Raw genomic sequence first — 20009 nt, forward strand, 5'->3', positions numbered from 1 at the left:
GTCCGCCGTGCGCCCCCGACGTAGGCGCGGAGAGGGCGGCCGGCCGTGAAGGGCATCGGGCGGGCCGCCGTCCCGATCGGCGTCGTCGCGATCGTGCTCATGCTGGTCGTGCCGCTGCCGGCCGCGGTGCTCGACCTGCTGCTCGGGCTGAACATCACCTGCTCGCTGCTGATCCTGCTGGTCTCGATGCAGATCAAGCGGCCGCTGGATTTCGCCGTCTTCCCGTCGCTGATCCTCATCGCGACGCTGTTCCGGCTGGCGCTCAACGTGAGCTCGACCCGGCTGGTGCTCACCGACGGCTACGCCGGCAAGGTCATCGAGGCGTTCGGGCACTTCGTGATCGGCGGCTCGCTGGTGGTCGGCCTGGTGATCTTCGTGATCCTGACGATCATCCAGTTCGTCGTCATCACCAACGGTGCCGGCCGCGTGGCCGAGGTCGGCGCCCGCTTCACCCTCGACGCCCTCCCCGGCAAGCAGATGGCCATCGACGCCGACCTCAACGCCGGGCTGATCGACGAGACGCAGGCCCGCAAGCGCCGTGCCGAGGTCACCGCCGAGGCCGACTTCTACGGCTCGATGGACGGCGCCAGCAAGTTCGTCAAGGGCGACGCCATCGCTGGCATCATCGTCACGCTGATCAACCTGATCGGCGGCTTCGCGATCGGCGTCATGCAGCGCGGCATGGCCCCCGCCGACGCCGTCTCCACCTTCTCGCTGCTGACCGTCGGCGACGGCCTGGTCTCGCAGATCCCGGCCCTGCTGCTCTCCACCGCGACCGGCATCATCGTGACCCGGTCGGCGACCGAGGGCGACATGGGCAGCGACCTGATCGGCCAGCTCGGCCGGTTCAAGCAACCGGTGCGCATCGCCGGCGGCGCGGCCCTGGCGCTGTGCCTCATCCCCGGCCTGCCGAAGCTGCCCTTCCTGCTCGTCGGCGCCGTCTTCCTCGTCACGGCGGCGCGGATGAAGGAGGCGCCGGTCGTCGACGAGGAGGCCGAGGCCCGGGCGGCCGCCGCCGAGCTCGAGCCCAAGCCCGACTCCCCCGAGGCCATCGCCGAGAAGATGCGGGTCGACCCGCTGGAGCTCGAGGTCGCCTTCGACCTGGTCGACCTCGTCGACACCGCCCGCGGCGGCGACCTGCTGGACCGGGTCAAGGCGCTGCGCCGGAAGGTCGCCATGGAGACCGGACTGGTCATCCCGCTGGTCCGCACCCGCGACAACCTCGACCTGCCGGCGTCGCAGTACGTCATCTGGCTCAACGGCGTGCCCGCCGCGAAGGGCATCTCCCCCGCCGGCACGGTGCTGGCGATCGGCGACGCGCTCGACGGCCTGCCCGGCAAGGCCACCCGGGAGCCGGTGTTCGGCCTGGCCGCCAAGTGGGTGCCGGCCGAGCTGCAGCGGCAGGCGGAGATGGCCGGGGCCACCGTGGTCGACCGCTCCTCGGTCATCACCACCCACCTGGCCGAGGTCGTGCGGCAGAACGCCGCCGACCTGCTCGGCCGCGAGGACGTCCGGCTGCTGGTCGAGATGGTCCGCCGGACGCACCCGATCGTGGTCGAGGAACTCACCCCCGCGCTGCTCACCCTGGGAGAGGTGCAGCGGGTGTTGCACGCGTTGCTGGCCGAGGGTGTGTCGATCCGTGACCTGGTGCGCATCTTCGAGGCACTCTCCGTGCGTGCCAAGACCTCGACCGACCTCGACGGTCTGGTCGAGGCCGCCCGCGCCGCACTCGGCTCGGCGATCAGCCAGCCCTACGTCACGCCGGACGAGCGGCTGCACGTGCTCACCCTCGACCCGGGCTTCGAGCAGCGCCTGCTCGAGTCGGTCCGGCAGAGCGACGCCGGCCTGGTGCTCGCCCTCGACGCCGGTGCGGTCGACGCCCTCGTCTCCGGCTGCAGCGGCCTGCTCGAGGAGGCCGAGCGGTCCGGTCTCTCGCCGGTCCTGGTGTGCTCGCCGCAGGTCCGTGCGGCGCTCGCGCGCCTGATGCGCCAGATCCTCCCGCGCCTGCCGGTCATCTCCTACACCGAGGTGTCCCGGACGGCGCAGATCGAGTCGCTGGGGGTGGTGAGCGGTGCCGTTGCGATCCGTTGAGGCCGCGACCCGCGACGACGCGATCGCCGCCGCGCGCGAGCAGTTCGGGGCCTCCGCCCGCGTGGTGGGGGTGCGCCGGGTGCGCTCGGGCGGCGTCCTGGGCTTCTTCGCCACCGAGCGGTACGTGGCCGAGGTCGACCCGGAACCGGCGCTGCGCCCCGCCGTCCCGGTCCCGGCGCCGTCGCGCGGGACCGACGAGCCGTCGTCCGGCGCCGAGAATGCCGGCCGGGTGGGGTCGGGCCGGGCGCCGTCCCGCGACTCGTCCGGGTCCGGCGGGCGGACGGCGGCCTCCCGGACGGCGGCTGCCCGGCCGTCGGCCTCTCCGGCCTCTCCGGCCTCTCCGGCGTCTCCGGTCTCGACGGCGTCCCGCGCGGTCGCGTCCGGACCGGCGTCCCGCGCCTCGTGGCCGGAGGACGACGCCGCCATCGCCACCCGCGCCCGGACCGCTCCGGCGCGCAACGGCGCCGCGGCCTGGGCCGAGGCCGCCGGGCGGCCCGACCCCGCCGGCTGGGACGCGCACGTCGAGGACCGCTCGGCTTCGGCCGCGCGGCCCGCCCCGAGCCGGTCCTCGGCCCGACCGACCACGACGTCGCGCGCGTCCGAGCGGTCATGGACGGCGACCCCGCTGCGCTCGTCCGAGCCGTCCCGGACGGTGACCGCGCCGGCGTCGGCCCGGGCGTCGACGACCGGTGCGTCCCGGGGGCCTGCTGCCTCCGACGACGACCGGGTCAGCGAGCTCGCCGGACTGCTGGGCGGGGCGTCCGCGGAGCCCACCGGCTACAGCCGGGCCGGCTTCGCCGCGATGCCCCGGGCCGCCGGGCCGGCGCCGGCCGCCCGGACTCCCTCCGCCTGGCCGGCCTCCACCGTCCCGGCGGACGACGAGGACGACGAGGCCGGCTCGGCCCTGCCCGCGTCCCCCTCGCCCTTCACCGCCGCGCTCGCGCGGATGGTCGCCGGTGACCCCGACGTCCGGCAGGCCGTCGAGCAGGTGCTCGGCGAGCCCGTGTCGCCGCTGACCGGTCGGCCCGCCGGGGTCCGGCCGACGGCCGCTCCCGCCGGCGCGACGCGCTCCGGCGGCGACTCGCCCCAGACAGACGACAGCTCGGTGTGGTCGCGCACGGCGCACCAGGAAGAGGTCCCGGTGGAACTGCACGACCACGCCCCGCTCGGCGCGCACACGCTCGGTGCAGACACCCCGCCGGACGTCGCCGGGTGGGTCGTCCCGGCGCCGGTCGCGCCCGTGTCACCGCGGGAGGAGGCCATCGCCGAGGTGCTCCGGTCGGCCCTGGCGCAGGGGCACTCGGACGAGGCGCTGACCGGCATCCTGCGCCGGGTGCTCGACGGCACGCCGCCGCAGGTGGCCCTCGCCGAGCCGGTGGCGGCGCCGGTCGTCGAGCCGGTGGTCGAGCCGGTGAGGACGCCGGTCGTAGAGCCCGTGCCGGCTTCGGTCGTCGCGGAGGTGCCGGCGCCGGTCGTCGATTCGACGCCGGTTGACGAGCAGGTGCCGGCGCCGGTCGCCGCGGAGCTGCCGGCTCCGGCGGCTCCGGCTCCGACGGGGACCGCCTGGGCGGCGCCGACCGGCCTCGCCGAGCCACTGCGGGGCGGCGTCGAGCTCGACCGGCTCGCTGCCGGGATGGCGTCCTCCGGCATGTGGCTCCCGGACGGGGAGTCCTCGCCGGCCGTGCCGGTCGCTGCCCCCGTGGCCGAGGCACCCCTCGCCGCTCCGGTCGTCGCGCCCCCTGTCGCCTGGTCTCCCGCCGCCGAGACCCTCGTGGTGGAGACCCCGGCCGTGGAGGCCCCGGCCGTGCAGACCCCGGTCACCGAGGCACCCCTTGGCTGGTCCCCGGTCGTCGAGACGCCGGTCATCGAGCCCTCGGTGCTGCACGCCCCCGTCGTCGAGCCCCCGGCGATCGCGGTCGCGGCCGCTGGAGCACCGGTGGCGGGCGTGCCGCAGTCCGTGCTGCTCTTCGGCCCGGACGCGCCCCCGACCGACGACGACGCCGCCCTCTCGGCGCCGCTGTGGGCTGAGCCGACGCCCCGCCCCGAGGTCGCCCGGCCTCCGGTGCCGGCCGGCGGAAGCGCGCAGGAGGCGACGGGCGCCGACGTGGAGCTCCACGCGACGGACGCGGCCGCGGCCGACACCGTGACCGACACCGTGACCGACACCGTGACCGACACCGCGGCCGACGCTGGCTGCTCGGACCGGTCCGAGCTCAGCACCCCGGGCACCACGGCCCCCGAGGCCGGCAGCGCAGCGGCCGACGAGGCCGTCGTCGCTGTGGCCGAGGCCGTCGTCCCTGTGGCCGAGGCCGTCGTCCCTGTGGCCGAGGAAGCCGCCGCCGGCACGGTCGAGCAGGCCGCCGCGCCGGCCGCCGAGTCGGCCACCGCATCCGACGAGGGCGCCGGAGTGCTGGCGCCGCTGCTGGCCCGGACCGCGAGCGACCCCGCACCGCTGTCGCTCGACGCGACCACGGTCATGCCGCCGCTGTCCCTGCTGCCGCCGCTGCCCGGCCGCCCGCACCGTGGCCGGCCGCCGGTGCCGCCGGCGCGACCGTCGGGCTCGCGACCCGCCGTCCCGGTGGCTCCGCCTGCGCCGTCGACGCCCGCACCGGGTGACGACCACGGCACGGCACCCGACGCGACGCGCCGCTTCGAGGCGCTGGCGACCGTGACCCGCCTGCCCGTCGCCCTCCTCCCGGCGGATGCCCCCGCTGAGGAGACCGAGGAGGGCCGCCCCGGACCGGCCGACGTCGACGCCGGCGTCGCGGCCGCCGCTCGGGTGGACGCCACCGACGCCCGGACCCGACCCCAGGCGGGCGACGCCGCGCGGGTGACGACCACCGACCCGGAGCCCGCCGCGACGGCGTCCCCCGCCGAGCGGTGGGCCACCGCACCGGCTGCGTCGCCGGTCGAGCCGGCCCGCTCCGGTGGGGCGCGCCCCACGGAGCCGACCGTCGCCGCGACCCCGGCGCAGCCCGCCGAGGCCGCCCCGGCTCCTGCGGCGCCCACCGTGGCAGCGCCCGCCGTGGTCGCAGCCGCCGCACCCGCTGTCCGCCGTCCCCGGGCCACCGAGAACCGGCACGCGACCGGTGCGGCCGTGGCGCCCGCCGGCGCGACCCCGGCCGCCGACGTGGTGCAGCGGCTGGTGGCCCTCGGCCTGCCGGAGCGGGTGCTCGGCGGGTCGTTCGCGGCCGACGCCGAGGTCTCGGGCACCTACGCGGCACTGACCCGCGCGCTGGCCGGCCGGCTGCCGGTGGCCCCGGAACTGCCGAGCGGGCCCGGCGAGGTGCTGTTCGTGGTCGGCCCGGGCGTCGAGACGCTGCGGGCCGCGCGGTCGCTGGCCGCATCGCTGCGGCTGGACCCCGACCGCGTGCAGTGGGCGACCCGGGGCGACCTGGCCGGCCTGGCGCCGGAGGGCAGCCGGATGACGACCATCGACGCGGCGATCGACCGCCGTCAGGAGGCGGCCGCGGCGGGCACCATGACCATCGTCGCGGTCGACGCCCCGCTGCGCACCGACGCCTACTGGATGGCGCAGATGACCGCCGTCTGGACGCCGGCCGCGGTGTGGGCCGTCGTCGAGGCCACCCGCAAGCCCGAGGACCTCGAGGCCTGGCTCGACGGCCTGGCGCGGGTCGACGCCCTGGTCGTGCAGGACACCGACCTGTCGGCCGACCCGGCCGCGGTGCTGCGCCGGGTGGCGACGCCCGTGGCCCTCCTGGACGGCGTCCGGGCGACCCCGCACCGCTGGGCCTCGCTGCTGTGCGAGCGGCTGGAGACGCCGCAGGCATGAGTCCGCTGCGCTGGGACGTGCTCGCCGTCGGGTTCGTGCTGGCCCTGCCGGTGCTCGCGCTCGGTGCGCGCGGTGACTTCACCCTCGAGGAGGTCACCAGCCGGCTGCCGTGGTGCCTGCTCGCTGGGTGGGCGGCGGTCGCGCTGCTGCGCTGGGCCGGGACGCCGCCGCCGGCGCCACGCCGCCGTCCGCCGTCCCGGGCCGGGGCGCCCGGAGCGGACGACGCCCCCGCGTCCTGATCCCGCCGGGTCCTGATCCCGCAGCGGTGCTGGCCGACTCTTGCGGTGCCGTTCGCACTCCAGCGGTGCTGCACCACCGCAGGAGTGTCACGGGCGCCGCAAGAGCGAGTCGTCCGTCCACAGATCGCCGTCGTGCCCCCCACCGGCGCCGACGCGCCACGATGCTCGGCAGGTGCTCGATCCCCCGGAACCGGACGCGGAGCTGCTGCGGCGCGACGAGGCACTGCGGCTCGGCTGGTCGGACGCCGAGCTCGCCCGCATGGTGCGTCGGCGCGAGCTGGCCCGGGTCCGCCGCGGCAGCTATGCCCGCTCGGTTCCTTCGGACGCCGCCGTCCGTCACCGGCTCGTGGTCGCGGCCACGGTTGCCGAGCTGCGCCTGCCGGCCGTGGTGAGCCACACGTCGGCCGCCGTCCTCCACGGCCTCCCGCTCCGGGATGCAGCGCTCGATCGCGTGCACGTCCTCCGACGTCCCCCGGCCAGTGGCAGCGGCAGTGCCCGGGTGCACCTGCGGATCGCGCGGCTGGACGACGAGCACCTCGACGTGGTCGATGGCATCCCGGTCACCGACGTGGCACGGACCGTCGTCGACGTCGCGCGGACGGTCCCGTTCGAGCCGGCGGTCGTGGTCGCCGACGCGGCGCTGTTCTCACGCCGGACCTCCCGCGCGGCGCTCACCGCGTGCCTCGCGGGCATGGGCGCGGTGCCGGGATGTCGTCGCGCTGCCCGTGTGCTCGCCTTCGCCGACGGCCTCAGCGAGAGCGTGGGTGAGAGCCGCAGCCGCGTGCTGGTGCACCGATCGGGCCTGCCCGCTCCCGACCTGCAGGTCCGGCTGCTGCGGCCCGACCGGTCCGTCGCCGCGCGTTGCGACTTCGGCTGGCGCAGCTGCCGGACGGTGGCCGAGTTCGACGGGCGGGTGAAGTACGGCCGCCTCCTCCGCCCCGGTCAGGAGCCCGGCGACGTCGTCTTCGAGGAGAAGCGCCGCGAGGACGAGGTGCGCGACCTCGGCTGGCAGGTGGCCCGCTGGACCTGGGCCGACCTGTCGGCTCCCGACCTCGTCGCGCAGCGGTTGCGCCGGGCCTTCGGCCGCGGCCGACATGACTGACCGCCCCGCGGCCCGCTCCCGCGGTGGTGCCGCCGGCCTTGCGGGCCTGCATGACCGCAACGGCTCGAGCAGCACCGCAAGAGCTGGCGGAGCCGGGCCCGCCCGACACGCCGCGGGTCAGAGCGGCAGGTCCTCCAGCATCTCGGTGACCAGGGCCGCGATCGGCGAGCGCTCGGAGCGGGTCAGGGTCACGTGGGCGAACAGCGGGTGGCCCTTCAGCGTGTCGACGACCGCGGTGATCCCGTCGTGCCGGCCGACCCGCAGGTTGTCGCGCTGGGCGACGTCGTGCGTGAGCACCACGCGGGAGCCCGAGCCGAGCCGCGACAGCACCGTGAGCAGCACCCCGCGCTCGAGCGACTGCGCCTCGTCGACGATCACGAACGAGTCGTGCAGCGACCGGCCGCGGATGTGGGTCAGCGGCAGCACCTCGATCAGGTCGCGGGCGGCGATCTCGTCGAGCACCTCCGACGACACCAGCGCGCCGAGGGTGTCGTAGACCGCCTGGGCCCACGGCGACATCTTCTCGCCCTCGCTGCCCGGCAGGTAGCCCAGCTCCTGCCCGCCGACGGCGTACAGCGGCCGGAAGATCACGACCTTCTTGTGCGCCCGCCGCTCCAGCACCGACTCCAACCCCGCGCACAGCGCCAGCGCCGACTTGCCGGTGCCGGCCCGCCCGCCGAGCGAGACGATGCCGATCTCCGGGTCGAGCAGCAGGTCGAGGGCGATCCGCTGCTCCGCCGACCGGCCGTGCAGCCCGAAGGCCTCCCGGTCGCCGCGCACCAGGCGGACCTGCTTGTCGGGCGTGACCCGGCCCAGCGCCGAGCCGCGCGAGGAGAGCAGCACCAGCCCGGTGTGGGTCGGCAGCTCCGCCGCCGCGGGGGCGAAGACCTCGCCGGTGTCGTACAGCGCGGACAGCTCCGCGTCGTCGAGCCGCACCTCGGCCATGCCGGTCCACCCGGCGTCGACGGCGTCGTGCGCCCGGTACTCGTCGGCCTCCAGCCCGACCGCCGCGGCCTTGACCCGCAACGGCACGTCCTTGGTGATCAGGCAGACGTCGCGGCCCTCGGACCGCAGGTTGAGCGCGACCACCATGATCCGGCTGTCGTTGCTGTCGTTGCGGAAGCCGGCCGGCAGCACTCCCGGGTCGCTGTGGTTGAGCTCCACGTGCAGCGTGCCGCCGTCCTCACCGATCGGCACCGGCGCGTCGAGCCGCCCGTGCCGCACCCGCAGGTCGTCGAGCATCCGCAGCGACTGCCGGGCGAACCAGCCCAGTTCCGGGTGGTGCCGCTTGTCCTCCAGCTCACCGATGACGACCAGCGGGAGCACCACGTCGGCGTCCCCGAAGCGCAGCAGCGCCCCGGGGTCGGACAGCAGGACGGAGGTGTCGAGGACGTACGTACGGCGAGTGCTCACGATCCGACTCCCCTGGGGTGCGCGTGCTGCACCCCGGCTCGAAGGTGGCCGGGCCCCGGCACAGGGGCCGGGCGCCGGCCCCCCTGGTTCGACGAACTCGTTCGCACCAACCGGGCCTCCCGCGGACGGCGAGGTGAGCTCGCCCTCCACCGCGGACGGTAGGGCCGACAGATGACAGAAGCGTGTCCACCACCCCAAAAGGGAGCCGGCGTGTCACTCGGACGGAGCATCCGCCACAGCCGAACCAGGGGACCCGTCCGCGGCGGCACCTCGCCTTCGACACCGGCGGACGACGAGGGCGCCACCAGCAGCCGCCCGCCGGACGACGGACCGGCTCCGGCTCCGGCTCAGCGGCCGCGGGCCAGCGCCGCCAGCGCCCAGACCAGGGGCACCAGCAGCACCGGCCACTGCACCGCCGGGTCGCCCAGCCGCACCAGCCCCGCCACCAGGAGCGCGGCGAGCCAGGCCGCCGTCCACAGGCCCAGGACGCGCGCCTCCGCGGGAGTGCGCCGGGCCACCGGTCAGGTGCCCGGGAGCTCGGCCGCCGCGGCCGCCGGGGTGAGCGGCTCGTCGAGCAGCCGCAGGAAGCGGTCGGCCGCGGTGATGCCCTCCGGCCGGGCGGCCAGCCACGTGGAGAGCAGCTCGTAGCCGGCCACGTAGGTGGTGATGTAGGCGCGCCAGAGCGGGTGGGTGAGGAACCGCAGCTGCTGGGCGGCCCGATCGGCGCCGACCAGCGACCAGCGCTGCAGGTGGGCGCTCACCTCGTCGGCGGAGGCGCCCCGGTCGTGCAGCAGGATCGCCGCGTCCTGCCGCACCCGGTTGAGCGGCGCCGCGGCGGCGGCCACCCGCTCGGTCAGCTCGCCGTCCAGGCGCAGGCCCAGGTCGCCGAGGATCTCCGCCGCCCAGGGCCCCCACCCGGCACCCACGGACGCCTCCACGCCGAGGTCGGCGAGCCCCTCGGCCATCAGGCACTCGGGCGTGTTCACCAGGAAGACGGTGTGCTCCAGCTGCGCGGCGCGCCGCACCAGGCCGCGCTCCTTGCGGCAGTGCTCGGTGTGGTGGCCGGGGTAGGCCTCGTGCGCCACCAGGTGCGGCAGACGGCCCAGCCGGTGCGGCAGGTCGGCGTTGATCGCCACGCGGGAGCGGTACTCGCCCTCGTAGTAGTTGAACCCCGACCAGGGCCTGTCGGTGACGATCTCGTACCGCACGGTCTCCACCTCGGGCAGGCCGTACCGGTCGCGCACCCGGTCGCGCAGCGCGCTCGACAGCGCGAGCACCGCCTCCTCGAGCCGGTCCGGCGGGCACTCCTCGTCCCGGCGGTGGACGGCGTAGCGCTCGGTGAGTGTGCCGGTGCCGGGCAGCAGCGCGTCGAGCTCGGCGTGCGCAGCCGCGTAGTCGGCGGGGTCGCCGAGCTCGGCGTCGACCTGGAAGTAGCAGCGCACCTCGTCCAGGAAGCCGACCGGCTCGCCGGCCATCTTCCGTGCCGAGCACTCCAGGGCGGTGAGCTGCGCCCGCAGGTAGCCGGTGCGGTCGTCCGGCAGGTCGGCGGCGTCCAGCTCGCGCAGCAGGCCCCGCGCCTGCCGACCGAGCTCGTGCGGGCTCGGCGCCGGCTCGCCGGCCACCTCCGCGCGGATCCGCGGGTCACCGGTGTAGGCGTCGACGAAGCCCGGCTCGAGCCGGTCGAAGCGCAGGCCGAGGCGGACGTACTCGAGCGGGACGTCGACGGGGCGCGATGGCACGACCGCAGTCTGTCAGCTGCCGAAGCGCCGGTGCCGCGCGGCGTAGTCACGCAGCGCACGCAGGAAGTCGACCCGGCGGAAGTCGGGCCAGTAGACGTCGGTGAAGTAGAACTCCGCGTGCGCGGTCTGCCAGAGCAGGAAGCCCGACAGCCGCTGCTCGCCGCTGGTTCGGATGACCAGGTCGGGATCGGGCTGGCCGCGGGTGTACAGGTGCTCGGCGATGTGGTCGACGTCGAGGACGTCGACCAGCTCGTCGAGCGTCGTCCCCCGGGCGGCGTGCTCGGCCAGCAGCGAGCGGACGGCGTCGGCGATCTCCCGCCGTCCGCCGTAGCCGACGGCCAGGTTCACCGACGCGCCCGGACGGTCCCGGGTGTCCTCCTCGGCCTGTTTGAGGACGGCGACGGTCTCGGCGGGCAGCAGCTCGAGGGCGCCGACCGCGCGCAGCTGCCAGCGGCGGTCGGGCCCGGCGAGGTCCTCGGCGACCCCCTCGATGATCCGCAGCAGCGGGGTGAGCTCTGGCTCCGGCCGCGACAGGTTGTCGGTGGAGAGCAGGAACAGCGTGACGACCGACACGCCGGCCTCGTCGCACCAGCCGAGGAAGTCGGCGATCCGGTCGGCGCCCCGGCGGTGCCCAGCATTCGGGTCGTCGAAGCCGATCGCCCGGGCCCAGCGGCGGTTGCCGTCGATGATGATGCCGACGTGGGTAGGTGTGTCGGCCCCCTCCAGCGCCCGGGCCAGCCGTCGTTCGTACACCTGGAGGATCGCTTCGCGGACCCTCTTGCGCGCCCCCACGGGGGTCACCCTAGGCCGGGTGCGGTCGTCCAGCCCCGCGGGTGGGACGGCGGAGGGTCGCCGACGTCATGGTCGGCACGGCAGCCGCGCGTAGCTACGGGACCGTAGCCTCGCGGCATGAGCAGCGCGTCCGACGACAGCGAGGCGGTCCGGGTCGAGGCCGACGGCGCCGTCCTGGAGGCCACGCGCGGTGCGGCCGTCGCCGCCGTGGCCGCCGAGGGCGAGCGCGTCGAGCGCACGTGGACCGCGGCCGACTTCGCCGACCGCGACTGGGAGCACCCCGACACCCGGCCCCGGCTGCGCGGCTGGCTCCACCTGTTCGCGTTCTTCACCTCGATCGCCGCGGGCGCGACGCTGGTCCCGCTGGCCGCCGTCCAGGGCGCCCGGGCCGGCTGGCCGGTCGCGCTCTACTGCCTGACCATCTGCGGGCTGTTCGGCACCAGCGCGCTGTACCACCGCCGCCGGTGGTCACCGCGGGCGTGGAAGCTGATGAAGCGGCTCGACCACTCGATGATCTTCCTGTTCATCGCGGGCACGTACACGCCGTTCGCCCTGCTCGCCGTCGACGAGCCGAAGGGCTACTGGGTCCTCGCCGGGGTGTGGGCCGGCGCGCTGGCCGGGGTGGCGCTGAAGCTCGTGTGGCCCACCGCGCCGCGCTGGGTCGGCGTGCCGATCTACATCGCGCTGGGTTGGGTCGCGGTCTTCGTGCTGACCGACATCCTGCGCAACAGCGGCGTCACCGCGCTGGTGCTGCTCGCCGCCGGTGGCCTGCTCTACACGTTCGGCGGCGTGGCGTACGCGCTCAAGCGGCCCAACCCCTGGCCGGGCGTCTTCGGCTACCACGAGGTCTTCCACGCGATGACGATCGTGGCCGCGATCTGCCACTACATCGCTGTCTACTTCGCCGTCTACCGGTCGCCGTACCTCTGACGCGGTCGTCCATCGACCGGCCGGGGCATAGCTTCCTATGCCCGGGTCGCCGGCCGATCTGCGCGAGGGCAAAGCTTCCTATGCCCGCGTCGCCGGCGGTCCGGCCGGGGCAAAGCTTCCTATGCCCGCGTCGCCGGGGGTTCGAGGCAGGGGCATAGCTTCCTATGCCGCGAAGGGCGGGCGGTCGTCGAGACGGACGGAGCACCGCCCGGCCAGGCGCCAGGCGCGGGCGACGGCGTCCCGGTCGGCCTCGGTGACCAGGTTGCCCATCACCCGCAGCGCGACGGTCATGAGCACGCGCGACCGCATGCCCACCGGCCCGGCGGCCGGCAGCAGCCCCGGCACGGTGAGCAGGCCGGCGAGCCGGCGGGCGATGGAGAACGCCTCGCCGTAGTGGTGCCGCAGCAGCGCCGGCCACGCGTCCGACCAGTCGGGTTCCCCGAGCAGGCCGACCACCTCGCGCCCGGTCTCCAGGCCGTAGTCGATGCCCTCGCCGTTCAGCGGGTTCACGCAGCCGGCCGCATCGCCGACCAGCGCCCAGTTCCGCCCGGCCACCCCGGACACGGCACCGCCCATGGGCAGCAGGGCCGACGCGGGGGCCCGCACCGGACCGTCGAGCTGCCACTCCTCGCGCCGGGCGTCGGCGTACACGTCGAGCAGCGCGCGCAGCTGCACCCCGGCCGGACGGCGGGCGGTCGCGAGCGTCCCGACGCCGATGTTGATCTCCCCGGCGGCGGCGCCGAGCGGGAAGACCCACCCGTAGCCCGACAGCAGCTCCCCGTCGACACCGCGCAGCTCCAGGTGCGAGGAGATCCACTCGTCGTCGCTGCGGCCCGACCGCAGGTAGCCGCGCGCGGCGACCCCGTAGGCGGTCTCCCGGTGCCACACCCGGCCCAGCACGCGGCCCAGCGGCGAGCGCGCGCCGTCGGCCACGACCAGCCGCCGGCAGCCCACGGTCACCGGCTCCCCGGCCACGGCGAACACCACACCGGTCACGCGGTCGCCGTCCCGGACGACGTCCACGGCCCGGGCGCCCTCCACCGGACGCGCCCCGGCCGCCAGGGCCACCTCGCGGATCCGCGCGTCGAGCTCGGTGCGCGGGACGGCGCCGCCGTGGTCGGGCAGCGAGCCGCCGGGCCACGGCAGCAGCAGCTCCTGGCCGAAGCCGGCGGCACGCAGGCCGCGGTTGCGTCCCCGCCCACGCACCCAGTCGCCGAGGCCGAGCAGGTCGAGCTCCGCGATCGCCCGGGGCGTCAGGCCGTCACCGCACGCCTTGTCACGGGGGAAGACCGCTGCGTCGGCGAGGACCACGTCGTGCCCGGCGCGGGCCGCCCAGGCGGCGGCCGCCGACCCGGCCGGGCCGGCGCCGACCACGAGGACGTCGGTGGCGGCGGGGACGTCGGGCGCAGGCACGACGCCCAGTGTCCCAGGTCGTCACCCCTGGTCAGCCGAGGAGCGGGAAACGCCGGGCGCCGGCGTCGCCCGTCCACCCGCACCCGCCGTGCCGGGGAGGACGACCGGTGATCAGGTCTCCTGGTCGTCCTCGCGCCCACGGGGGCCGCGGGCGCGGACCTCCTCCACGGCGGCCATCGCTTCGCGCAGGTCGCGCAGCCAGTCGTCCGCGTGCTCGCCGACCAGGCGGACCGCCCAGACCAGCGCCTCGGAGCGGGACCGGGCGACGCCGGCGTCGACGAGCGTGTCGAGCACCAGCCGCTCGGGCTGGCGCAGCCGGGTCATCACCGGCACCGAGAGGTTGGTGAAGACCTCCCGGGTGTCGCCGCAGGCCGCTCCCCAGGCGACGGAGCGGCCGTAGCGCTCCTGCGCGGCGTCGGCGATCGCCATCCGCTGCTCGCGGGTCTCCTCGCGGAAGCGGCTGATCCGCCCGGCCCGGGCGGCGGCCGCATCGCCCTCGCCGGCGGCCGGCTCGGGCAGCGTGCCGACGACGGTGATCTCGTCGCGGTCGATGGTCAGGTCGACGGGCCCGGTGAACCAGCCGTCGGGCAGCCGGCCGGCGAACCAGCCCGCCACCTCGCTGCGGTCGACCGGGGGCGAGTCGGACGCGCGGCCACGGCCGCCGAAGCCCCGGCCGAAGCCGGGACCGAAGCCGCGGCCCCGGCCGCGGGCGAAGGGGTGCTCGGTGAAGCGGTGTCGGTGCACGGAGACCTCCGGTGCTCGTGATTACACGCTTGCACCGTAAGCCCGCGCATCACCGAGCGGAAGGCTCCATCGCTGCGCTGAGAGCGGACACGTCGGTCACCGGCGCGGAGCACACGAAACCCCGGCACACGTAGGCCGCCGGGCGGCCGTCGACCGACGGCCGGGAGGCCAGCAGCGGGACGCCGGCGGCATCGGGCTCGCCGACCACCACCACGGCGCCGGGGCTCGTCGAGCGACGGGCCGCCAACGCCAGGGCGTCGCGCTCCGGTCCGGCCGGCCCGCTGACCGCCACCTCCAGCGGGCCGGCCAGCAGCGCCTCTCCCACCGCGGCCGCCCACCCGGCGGCCCGCGGCGCGGCGTCCACCAGCCGGGCCAGCGACGCGAGCGCCGCCTCGCCGAGCTCCCGGTGCCGCGGCGACCCGGAGAGGGCGGCATGGGTCACCGCCGCCCCGGCCGCGGCCGCGATGCCCGCGGGCGTCGGCCCGTCGGCCGGGTCGAACGGCCGGTGCAGCAGCGTCTCGGCGTCCGCCGCCGTGTCGTGCCATCCCTGCGCGTCGACGAACTGCCCGGCGACCACGTCCAGCAGCTCGCCGGCCAGCTCCAGCCAGCGCCCCTCGGCCGTCGCCGCGTGCAGCGCCAGCAGCCCCTCGGCCAGGTCGCCGTAGTCCTCGAGCACGCCGGCGTGCGCGCCGGCGACGCCGTCGCGGGAGGCGCGGCGCAGCCGGTCACCGGTCCAGTGCGTCCCGGCGACCAGCTCGGCGGCGCCCCGCGCCGCCGCGAGCGACTCGCCGGAGCCGGTGAGGACGCCGTGCTCGGCCAGCGCGGCGATCGCCAGCCCGTTCCAGGCCGTCACCACCTTGTCGTCGCGGGCCGGCTGCGGCCGCTCCGCCCGTGCCTCCAGCAGCCGTCGGCGCACCGACACCCACCGTCGCTCGTCGTCGGGGTCGGCGAGCAGCTGCAGGGTCGAGGTCCCGTGCTCGAACGTGCCGCGGTCGGTCACCTCGAGCAGGTCGGCGGCCCAGCGGCCGTCATCGGCACCCAGGACGGCGACGAGCTGGTCGGGCGTCCACACGTACGTCAGCCCCTCGACGCCGTCCGTGTCGGCGTCGAGCGCGGAGGCGAAGCCGCCCTCGGGGGTGCGCAGGTCGCGGAGCAGGAAGGCCGCGGTCTCGTCGGCGACCCGGCGGGCCCAGCCCTCGCCGGTGGCCCGCCACAGGTGCAGGTAGACCCGCAGCAGCAGCGCGTTGTCGTAGAGCATCTTCTCGAAGTGCGGCACGACCCACTGCGCGTCGACCGAGTAGCGGGCGAAGCCGCCGGCGAGCTGGTCGTACATGCCGCCGCGGGCCATCGCCTCGGCGGTGCGCCGCGCCATCCCCAGCACCGTCGCGTCGCCGGTGCGCGCCGCGTTGCGCAGCAGGAACTCCAGCACCATGGACGGCGGGAACTTCGGGGCCCCGCCGAAGCCGCCCCACCGCTGGTCGAAGCTGCCGGCCAGCTTCGCGACCGCGCCGTCGAGCAGGTCGGCGGACAGGGCCGCCGGCTCGCCGAGGTCCAGACGGGTCGAGATGCCGGCGGCGATGCGCTCGCCGGCGGTCTCCAGGTCGGCGCGCTTGGTCGTCCAGGCGTCGCGGACGGCGGCCAGCACCTGGCGGAAGGACGGCATGCCGTGGGCGGGCCGCGGCGGGAAGTAGGTGCCGCAGTAGAAGGGCCGGCCGTCCGGCGTCGCGAACACCGTCATCGGCCAGCCGCCGGAGCCGGTCAGCGCCTGCGTCGCGGTCATGTAGACGTTGTCGACGTCCGGCCGTTCCTCCCGGTCGACCTTGACGCACACGAAGCCGGCGTTCATCTCCGCCGCGGTGGTCGCGTCCTCGAACGACTCGTGCGCCATCACGTGGCACCAGTGGCAGGCCGCGTATCCCACGCTCAAGAGGACCGGCACATCGCGGCGTCGGGCTTCCTCGAACGCGTCCGCGCCCCACTCCCACCACTCGACCGGGTTCTCGGCGTGCTGCAGCAGATAGGGGCTGGTGGCAGCAGCCAGACGGTTGGTCACGCGCCGTCCCTCCTTCGCACGTCGCCCATCGGACCCGCCGACCCGGACGACGATCCGCTCTCGCCCGGCGTCACCCGGCGGCGCCGGGACGGCCGCTCCCCGACCGGCCCCGGCCTCCGGGCCACCGACGGGATCCCCGTCGTCCGCACGGCCCGCGCCGTCGGCACCGCACCCATGCCCGGCCGGCTGCCGGCCCAACCGGGCCGTCAGGCAGCGGAGCGATGGCGGGGGCGCGGCCTCGTCGGCGTCCCGCCGCTACGGCGGTGGAGCCGTCGTGCCGCGGACCACCAGCTGCGGGGGCAGCGCGACGTCCCTCGGCTCGCGCGGCGGGAGATCCAGGCGCTCGACGACGGCCTGCACCGCGAGCTCGGCCATCCGCGGCACGTCCTGCCGGACCGAGGTCAGGTCGATGCCGGGGAGCCGGGCGAACCGCGAGTCGTCGTAGCCGACGACGGACAGCTCGTGCGGCACGCGCACGCCCGCGCGCAGCACGCTGTCCAGCAGACCGATGGCCGACAGGTCGTTGCTGGCGATGACCGCGGTCGGCAGCCGGTCCGACAGGAGCAGCCCCGCGGCCTTGGCTCCCTCGTCCTCGGTGTATCCGCCGGGCACCACACGGGCCTCCGCCGCCAGGCCGTGGGCGGCCATCGCCGCGGCGTAGCCGGCCCGCCGGTCCTCCGCTCCGGGATTGTCACCGCCGTCGACGAAGGCGATGGCGCGGTGCCCGAGCGACACCAGGTGGTCGACGGCCTGGCGGGTGCCGAACGCGTCGTCGTTGCGCACGACGTCCACCGGGCCGCGGGTGACGCGGCGGCCGATCTCCACGACCGGCACCTCCTCCGCGACGGGCTCGAGGCGGTGACCGTCCAGCTCGGGCCCCACGACGACGAGGCCCTCGCAGCGGTAGCGCAGCAGCTCGTCGGTCACCGCCTCCTGCCCGCGGAAGGCAGTGGTGGCGCCGAGCAGCAGGTGGTAGCCGAGCCTCTCGACGACGGGGAACATCTGCTCGACCAGCTCGACCTCGAACGGGCGGCGGAGGGCGAAGAGGACGCCGAGGTGGCGCGTGCGGTTGCTCCGCAGCCCCTGCGCCAGGGAGTCCGGCCGGTAGCCGAGCTCCGCAGCGGCCCGGAGCACGCGCTGCCGCGTCGCGTCGGACGCACCCTCGGCACCACGCAGCACGATCGAGACGAGCGGTCGGGACACCCCGACGTGGCGGGCGATGTCGGCCATCGTCGGCCGGCGGTCCCGACCGCCTCCGCGCGCACCCGCAGGCTCCTGGTCGGTCGGCTCCGGTCCGGTCATGCCCGCCCTTTCCTCGGCACCCCTTGACGGGGTGGGTGGTCCACACCACACTACCGAACTAGCACGTGCTATTAGCACGAGCTAGTCCGGGCGATTGGCCGTCTCACCCCCATCGGAGGATTCATGAGCAACGACATCGGCGTCGCGGTGATCGGCGCAGGCATGGCCGGCCGCGCACACGCGCACGGCTACCGGTCGGCCGGAACGGTCTTCTCCGCCGGCCTCCCGCCCGTGCGCCTCGTGTCGGTCGCGGACATCAACGAGGACCTGGCCCGCGACACGGCGCGGCGCTACGGGTTCGAGCGGCACGACACCAGCTGGGAGGCCATCGTCAAGGCCGACGACATCGACGTCGTCAGCGTGGTCGTCGCCAACCACCTGCACCGCGAGATCGTCACCGAGCTCGCCGCTGCCGGGAAGCACGTGCTCTGCGAGAAGCCGCTGGCCCCGACCGCGGCCGACGCCCGCGCGATGACCGACGCCGTCGAGGCCGCCGGCATCGTGGCCCGGGTCGGCTTCACCTTCCGCCGGGCGCCCGGGATCAGCGCCGTCCGCGAGCAGCTCCGGTCCGGTGAGCTCGGGCGCCCGCTGTACATCAGCGGGCAGTACTGGACCGACTACGGCGCCGACCCGCAGGCCCCGATGAGCTGGCGTTACCGGGGCGAGCCCGGCTCCGGGGCGCTCGCCGACCTCGGCAGCCACCTCACCGACGTCGCCGAGTTCCTGCTCGGTCCGGTCGAGTCGGTGCACGGAGCCGCCCTGACCACCGTCGTCACCGACCGTCCCCTCCCGCTCGGCCACGTGGTCGGGCACGCCCACGTCGAGGTCGGCGACGAGCGCGAAGCGGTCGGCAACGACGACTGGGCCAGCTTCTCGGCGCGCTTCGCCGACGGCGCGACCGGCGACCTGAGCGTCTCCCGCATCGCCTACGGCCACCCGAACACGCTCAAGTTCGAGGTCTTCTGCGAGCGCGGGGCCCTCGCCTTCGACGTGAGCCGGCCGGGCGAATTCGACATCGCCTCGGGTGGCCTGCCGGGTGCCTCCAACGGGTTCCGACGGGTCATCGTCGGCGTCGAGCACCCCTACATCGCCGGCGGGATGGCGATGGACGCGACCGGCGTCGGCTTCGGTCACAACGACAGCTTCGTCTACCAGGCGCGGGCCTTCCTCGACGAGATCGCCGGGCTCGACGAGCTGCCGCGCAACGCCTCCTTCGCCGAGGGACTGCACAACCTGCTGGTGCAGGAGGCCGTCGTCTCGTCCGCCACGCACAGCACCCGCACACCGGTTCGCGCCTGAGCGCCCGCCGGTCCCCCACCGCTCGACCACCGAAAGGGAAAGCCATGTCCCGCACGGGAAAGCTCGCCATCGCGGCGGCCGCCGGGCTGCTGCTCACCGTTCCGGCCTGCAGCAGCCAGGGCGGCGCGCAGAACGCCCCCGGCGCCGCCGGAGGCCAGGACCTCACCATCGCGATGATCACCCACGAGGCACCGGGTTCCACCTTCTGGGACCGGGTCCGCAACGGCGCCGACGCCGCCGCCGAGCAACTCGGCGTCACCCTCAACTACTCCAACGACCCGGACTCGGGCGAGCAGGCGACCCTCGTCCAGAACGCGATCGACAGCGGCGCCGACGGCATCGCGGTCACCCTCGCCAACCCCGACGCGGTCGGCCCCACCCTCGCCCGGGCGGCGGAGTCCGGCATCCCGACCGTGGCCTTCAACGCCGGCATGGACGTCTACCAGGACTACGGCGCCCTGATGTTCTTCGGCTCCGACGAGCGCATCGCCGGGCAGAGCGCCGGCGCCCGGATCGCCGAGTCCGGCGGCGGCAAGGCCGTGTGCGTGGTGCACGAGCAGGGCAACATCTCGCTGGAGACCCGCTGCGCGGGTGTCGCGGAGTCCTTCCCGAGCACCGAGAACCTCCAGGTCAACGGCTCGGACCTGCCGTCGGTTCAGCAGACGATCGGGGCCAAGCTGCAGGAGGACCCGTCGATCACCCACATCGTCACCCTCGACGCGGGCATCGCCACCGCCGCCGTCCAGGCCCAGGAGGGCGCCGGCAGCCAGGCGAGCATCGTCACCTTCGACCTCAGCCCGGAGGTCGTGCAGGCCATCCAGGCCGGGGACATCGAGTTCTCCGTCGACCAGCAGCCCTACGTGCAGGGCTATCTGGCCGTCGAGTCGCTGTGGCTGAACCTGACCAACGGCAACGACATCGGCGGCGGCCAGCCGGTGCTCACCGGCCCCTCGTTCGTGGACGCCGCCAACATCGACGCGATCGCGACCTTCGCCGAGAACAACACCCGATGAGCGACCGGGCGGGGCCGCGCGCACACCGGGCGGCCCCGCCTCCGCCGCCGCACCTCCCGCCTCCGCTCCAAGCTTTCGACCTCCGC

15 protein-coding genes are annotated in these 20009 nt (G+C 75.6%); 7 read left to right on the forward strand and 8 right to left on the reverse strand.

Going from position 1 to position 20009, the window contains the following annotated elements; translation table 11 throughout:
* Positions 1-45: 45 nt before the first annotated feature.
* The 4 genes from flhA (at position 46) to OF117_RS09045 (ending at position 7225) form a co-directional block, all read left to right on the forward strand.
* Positions 46-2091 carry a flagellar biosynthesis protein FlhA gene (gene flhA / locus OF117_RS09030; RefSeq protein ID WP_263552498.1) on the forward strand — a complete coding sequence of 682 codons (2046 nt, stop codon included), beginning with the start codon at positions 46-48 and terminating at the stop codon, positions 2089-2091.
* A complete protein-coding gene (locus OF117_RS09035) occupies positions 2072-5884 on the forward strand; it encodes a hypothetical protein (RefSeq protein WP_263552499.1) in 3813 nt (1270 codons plus the stop codon). The genes flhA and OF117_RS09035 overlap by 20 nt, the downstream gene beginning before the upstream one ends.
* Positions 5881-6123 (forward strand): hypothetical protein, encoded by a 243-nt coding sequence (locus OF117_RS09040; protein WP_263552500.1) that lies wholly within the window; start codon positions 5881-5883, stop codon positions 6121-6123. Before OF117_RS09035 ends, OF117_RS09040 begins: the two co-directional genes overlap by 4 nt.
* A 172-nt stretch (positions 6124-6295) precedes the next feature.
* Positions 6296-7225 (forward strand): hypothetical protein, encoded by a 930-nt coding sequence (locus OF117_RS09045; protein WP_263552501.1) that lies wholly within the window; start codon positions 6296-6298, stop codon positions 7223-7225.
* A 117-nt stretch (positions 7226-7342) separates the two neighbouring features.
* Here the strand turns inward: OF117_RS09045 and OF117_RS09050 are convergent, their stop codons facing one another.
* The 4 genes from OF117_RS09050 to OF117_RS09065 form a co-directional block, all read right to left on the reverse strand.
* Positions 7343-8638 (reverse strand): PhoH family protein, encoded by a 1296-nt coding sequence (locus OF117_RS09050; RefSeq protein WP_263552502.1) that lies wholly within the window; start codon positions 8636-8638, stop codon positions 7343-7345.
* A gap of 347 nt (positions 8639-8985) precedes the next feature.
* A complete protein-coding gene (locus tag OF117_RS09055) occupies positions 8986-9156 on the reverse strand; it encodes a hypothetical protein (protein ID WP_263552503.1) in 171 nt (56 codons plus the stop codon).
* A gap of 3 nt (positions 9157-9159) precedes the next feature.
* The gene (locus OF117_RS09060; protein WP_263552504.1) at positions 9160-10377 is read right to left on the reverse strand and encodes a DUF885 domain-containing protein; all 1218 of its coding nucleotides are present in this window, start codon (positions 10375-10377) and stop codon (positions 9160-9162) included.
* Positions 10378-10389: 12 nt separating this feature from the next.
* Positions 10390-11169, reverse strand: coding sequence for an isoprenyl transferase (locus tag OF117_RS09065; protein ID WP_263552505.1), 780 nt, complete (start codon positions 11167-11169; stop codon positions 10390-10392).
* A 117-nt stretch (positions 11170-11286) separates the two neighbouring features.
* Here OF117_RS09065 and trhA point away from each other — a divergent pair, with 117 nt between their 5' ends.
* Positions 11287-12099, forward strand: coding sequence for a PAQR family membrane homeostasis protein TrhA (gene trhA, locus OF117_RS09070; RefSeq protein WP_263552506.1), 813 nt, complete (start codon positions 11287-11289; stop codon positions 12097-12099).
* 162 nt (positions 12100-12261) lie between these two features.
* Here trhA and OF117_RS09075 read toward each other — a convergent pair whose 3' ends face one another.
* The 4 genes from OF117_RS09075 to OF117_RS09090 form a co-directional block, all read right to left on the reverse strand.
* Complete coding sequence (locus OF117_RS09075) at positions 12262-13512, reverse strand: geranylgeranyl reductase family protein (RefSeq protein ID WP_263552507.1); 1251 nt, start codon at positions 13510-13512, stop codon at positions 12262-12264.
* 111 nt (positions 13513-13623) lie between these two features.
* Positions 13624-14256: a hypothetical protein gene (locus OF117_RS09080; protein WP_263552508.1), complete on the reverse strand. Its 633-nt coding sequence runs from the start codon at positions 14254-14256 to the stop codon at positions 13624-13626.
* Between the two features lie 49 nt (positions 14257-14305).
* Positions 14306-16309, reverse strand: a complete 2004-nt coding sequence (locus OF117_RS09085; protein ID WP_263552509.1) for a thioredoxin domain-containing protein — start codon at positions 16307-16309, stop codon at positions 14306-14308.
* Positions 16310-16564: 255 nt separating this feature from the next.
* A complete protein-coding gene (locus OF117_RS09090; protein WP_263552510.1) occupies positions 16565-17611 on the reverse strand; it encodes a LacI family DNA-binding transcriptional regulator in 1047 nt (348 codons plus the stop codon).
* A gap of 123 nt (positions 17612-17734) precedes the next feature.
* Between OF117_RS09090 and OF117_RS09095 the strand changes: the two genes are divergently transcribed.
* Positions 17735-18910 carry a Gfo/Idh/MocA family protein gene (locus tag OF117_RS09095; RefSeq protein WP_263552511.1) on the forward strand — a complete coding sequence of 392 codons (1176 nt, stop codon included), beginning with the start codon at positions 17735-17737 and terminating at the stop codon, positions 18908-18910.
* Positions 18911-18954: 44 nt separating this feature from the next.
* Positions 18955-19923 (forward strand): sugar ABC transporter substrate-binding protein, encoded by a 969-nt coding sequence (locus OF117_RS09100; protein WP_263552512.1) that lies wholly within the window; start codon positions 18955-18957, stop codon positions 19921-19923.
* Positions 19924-20009 lie beyond the last annotated feature (86 nt).

Source organism: Geodermatophilus sp. YIM 151500 (assembly GCF_025716945.1).
In the GTDB taxonomy this organism is placed as follows: Bacteria; Actinomycetota; Actinomycetes; order Mycobacteriales; family Geodermatophilaceae; genus YIM-151500.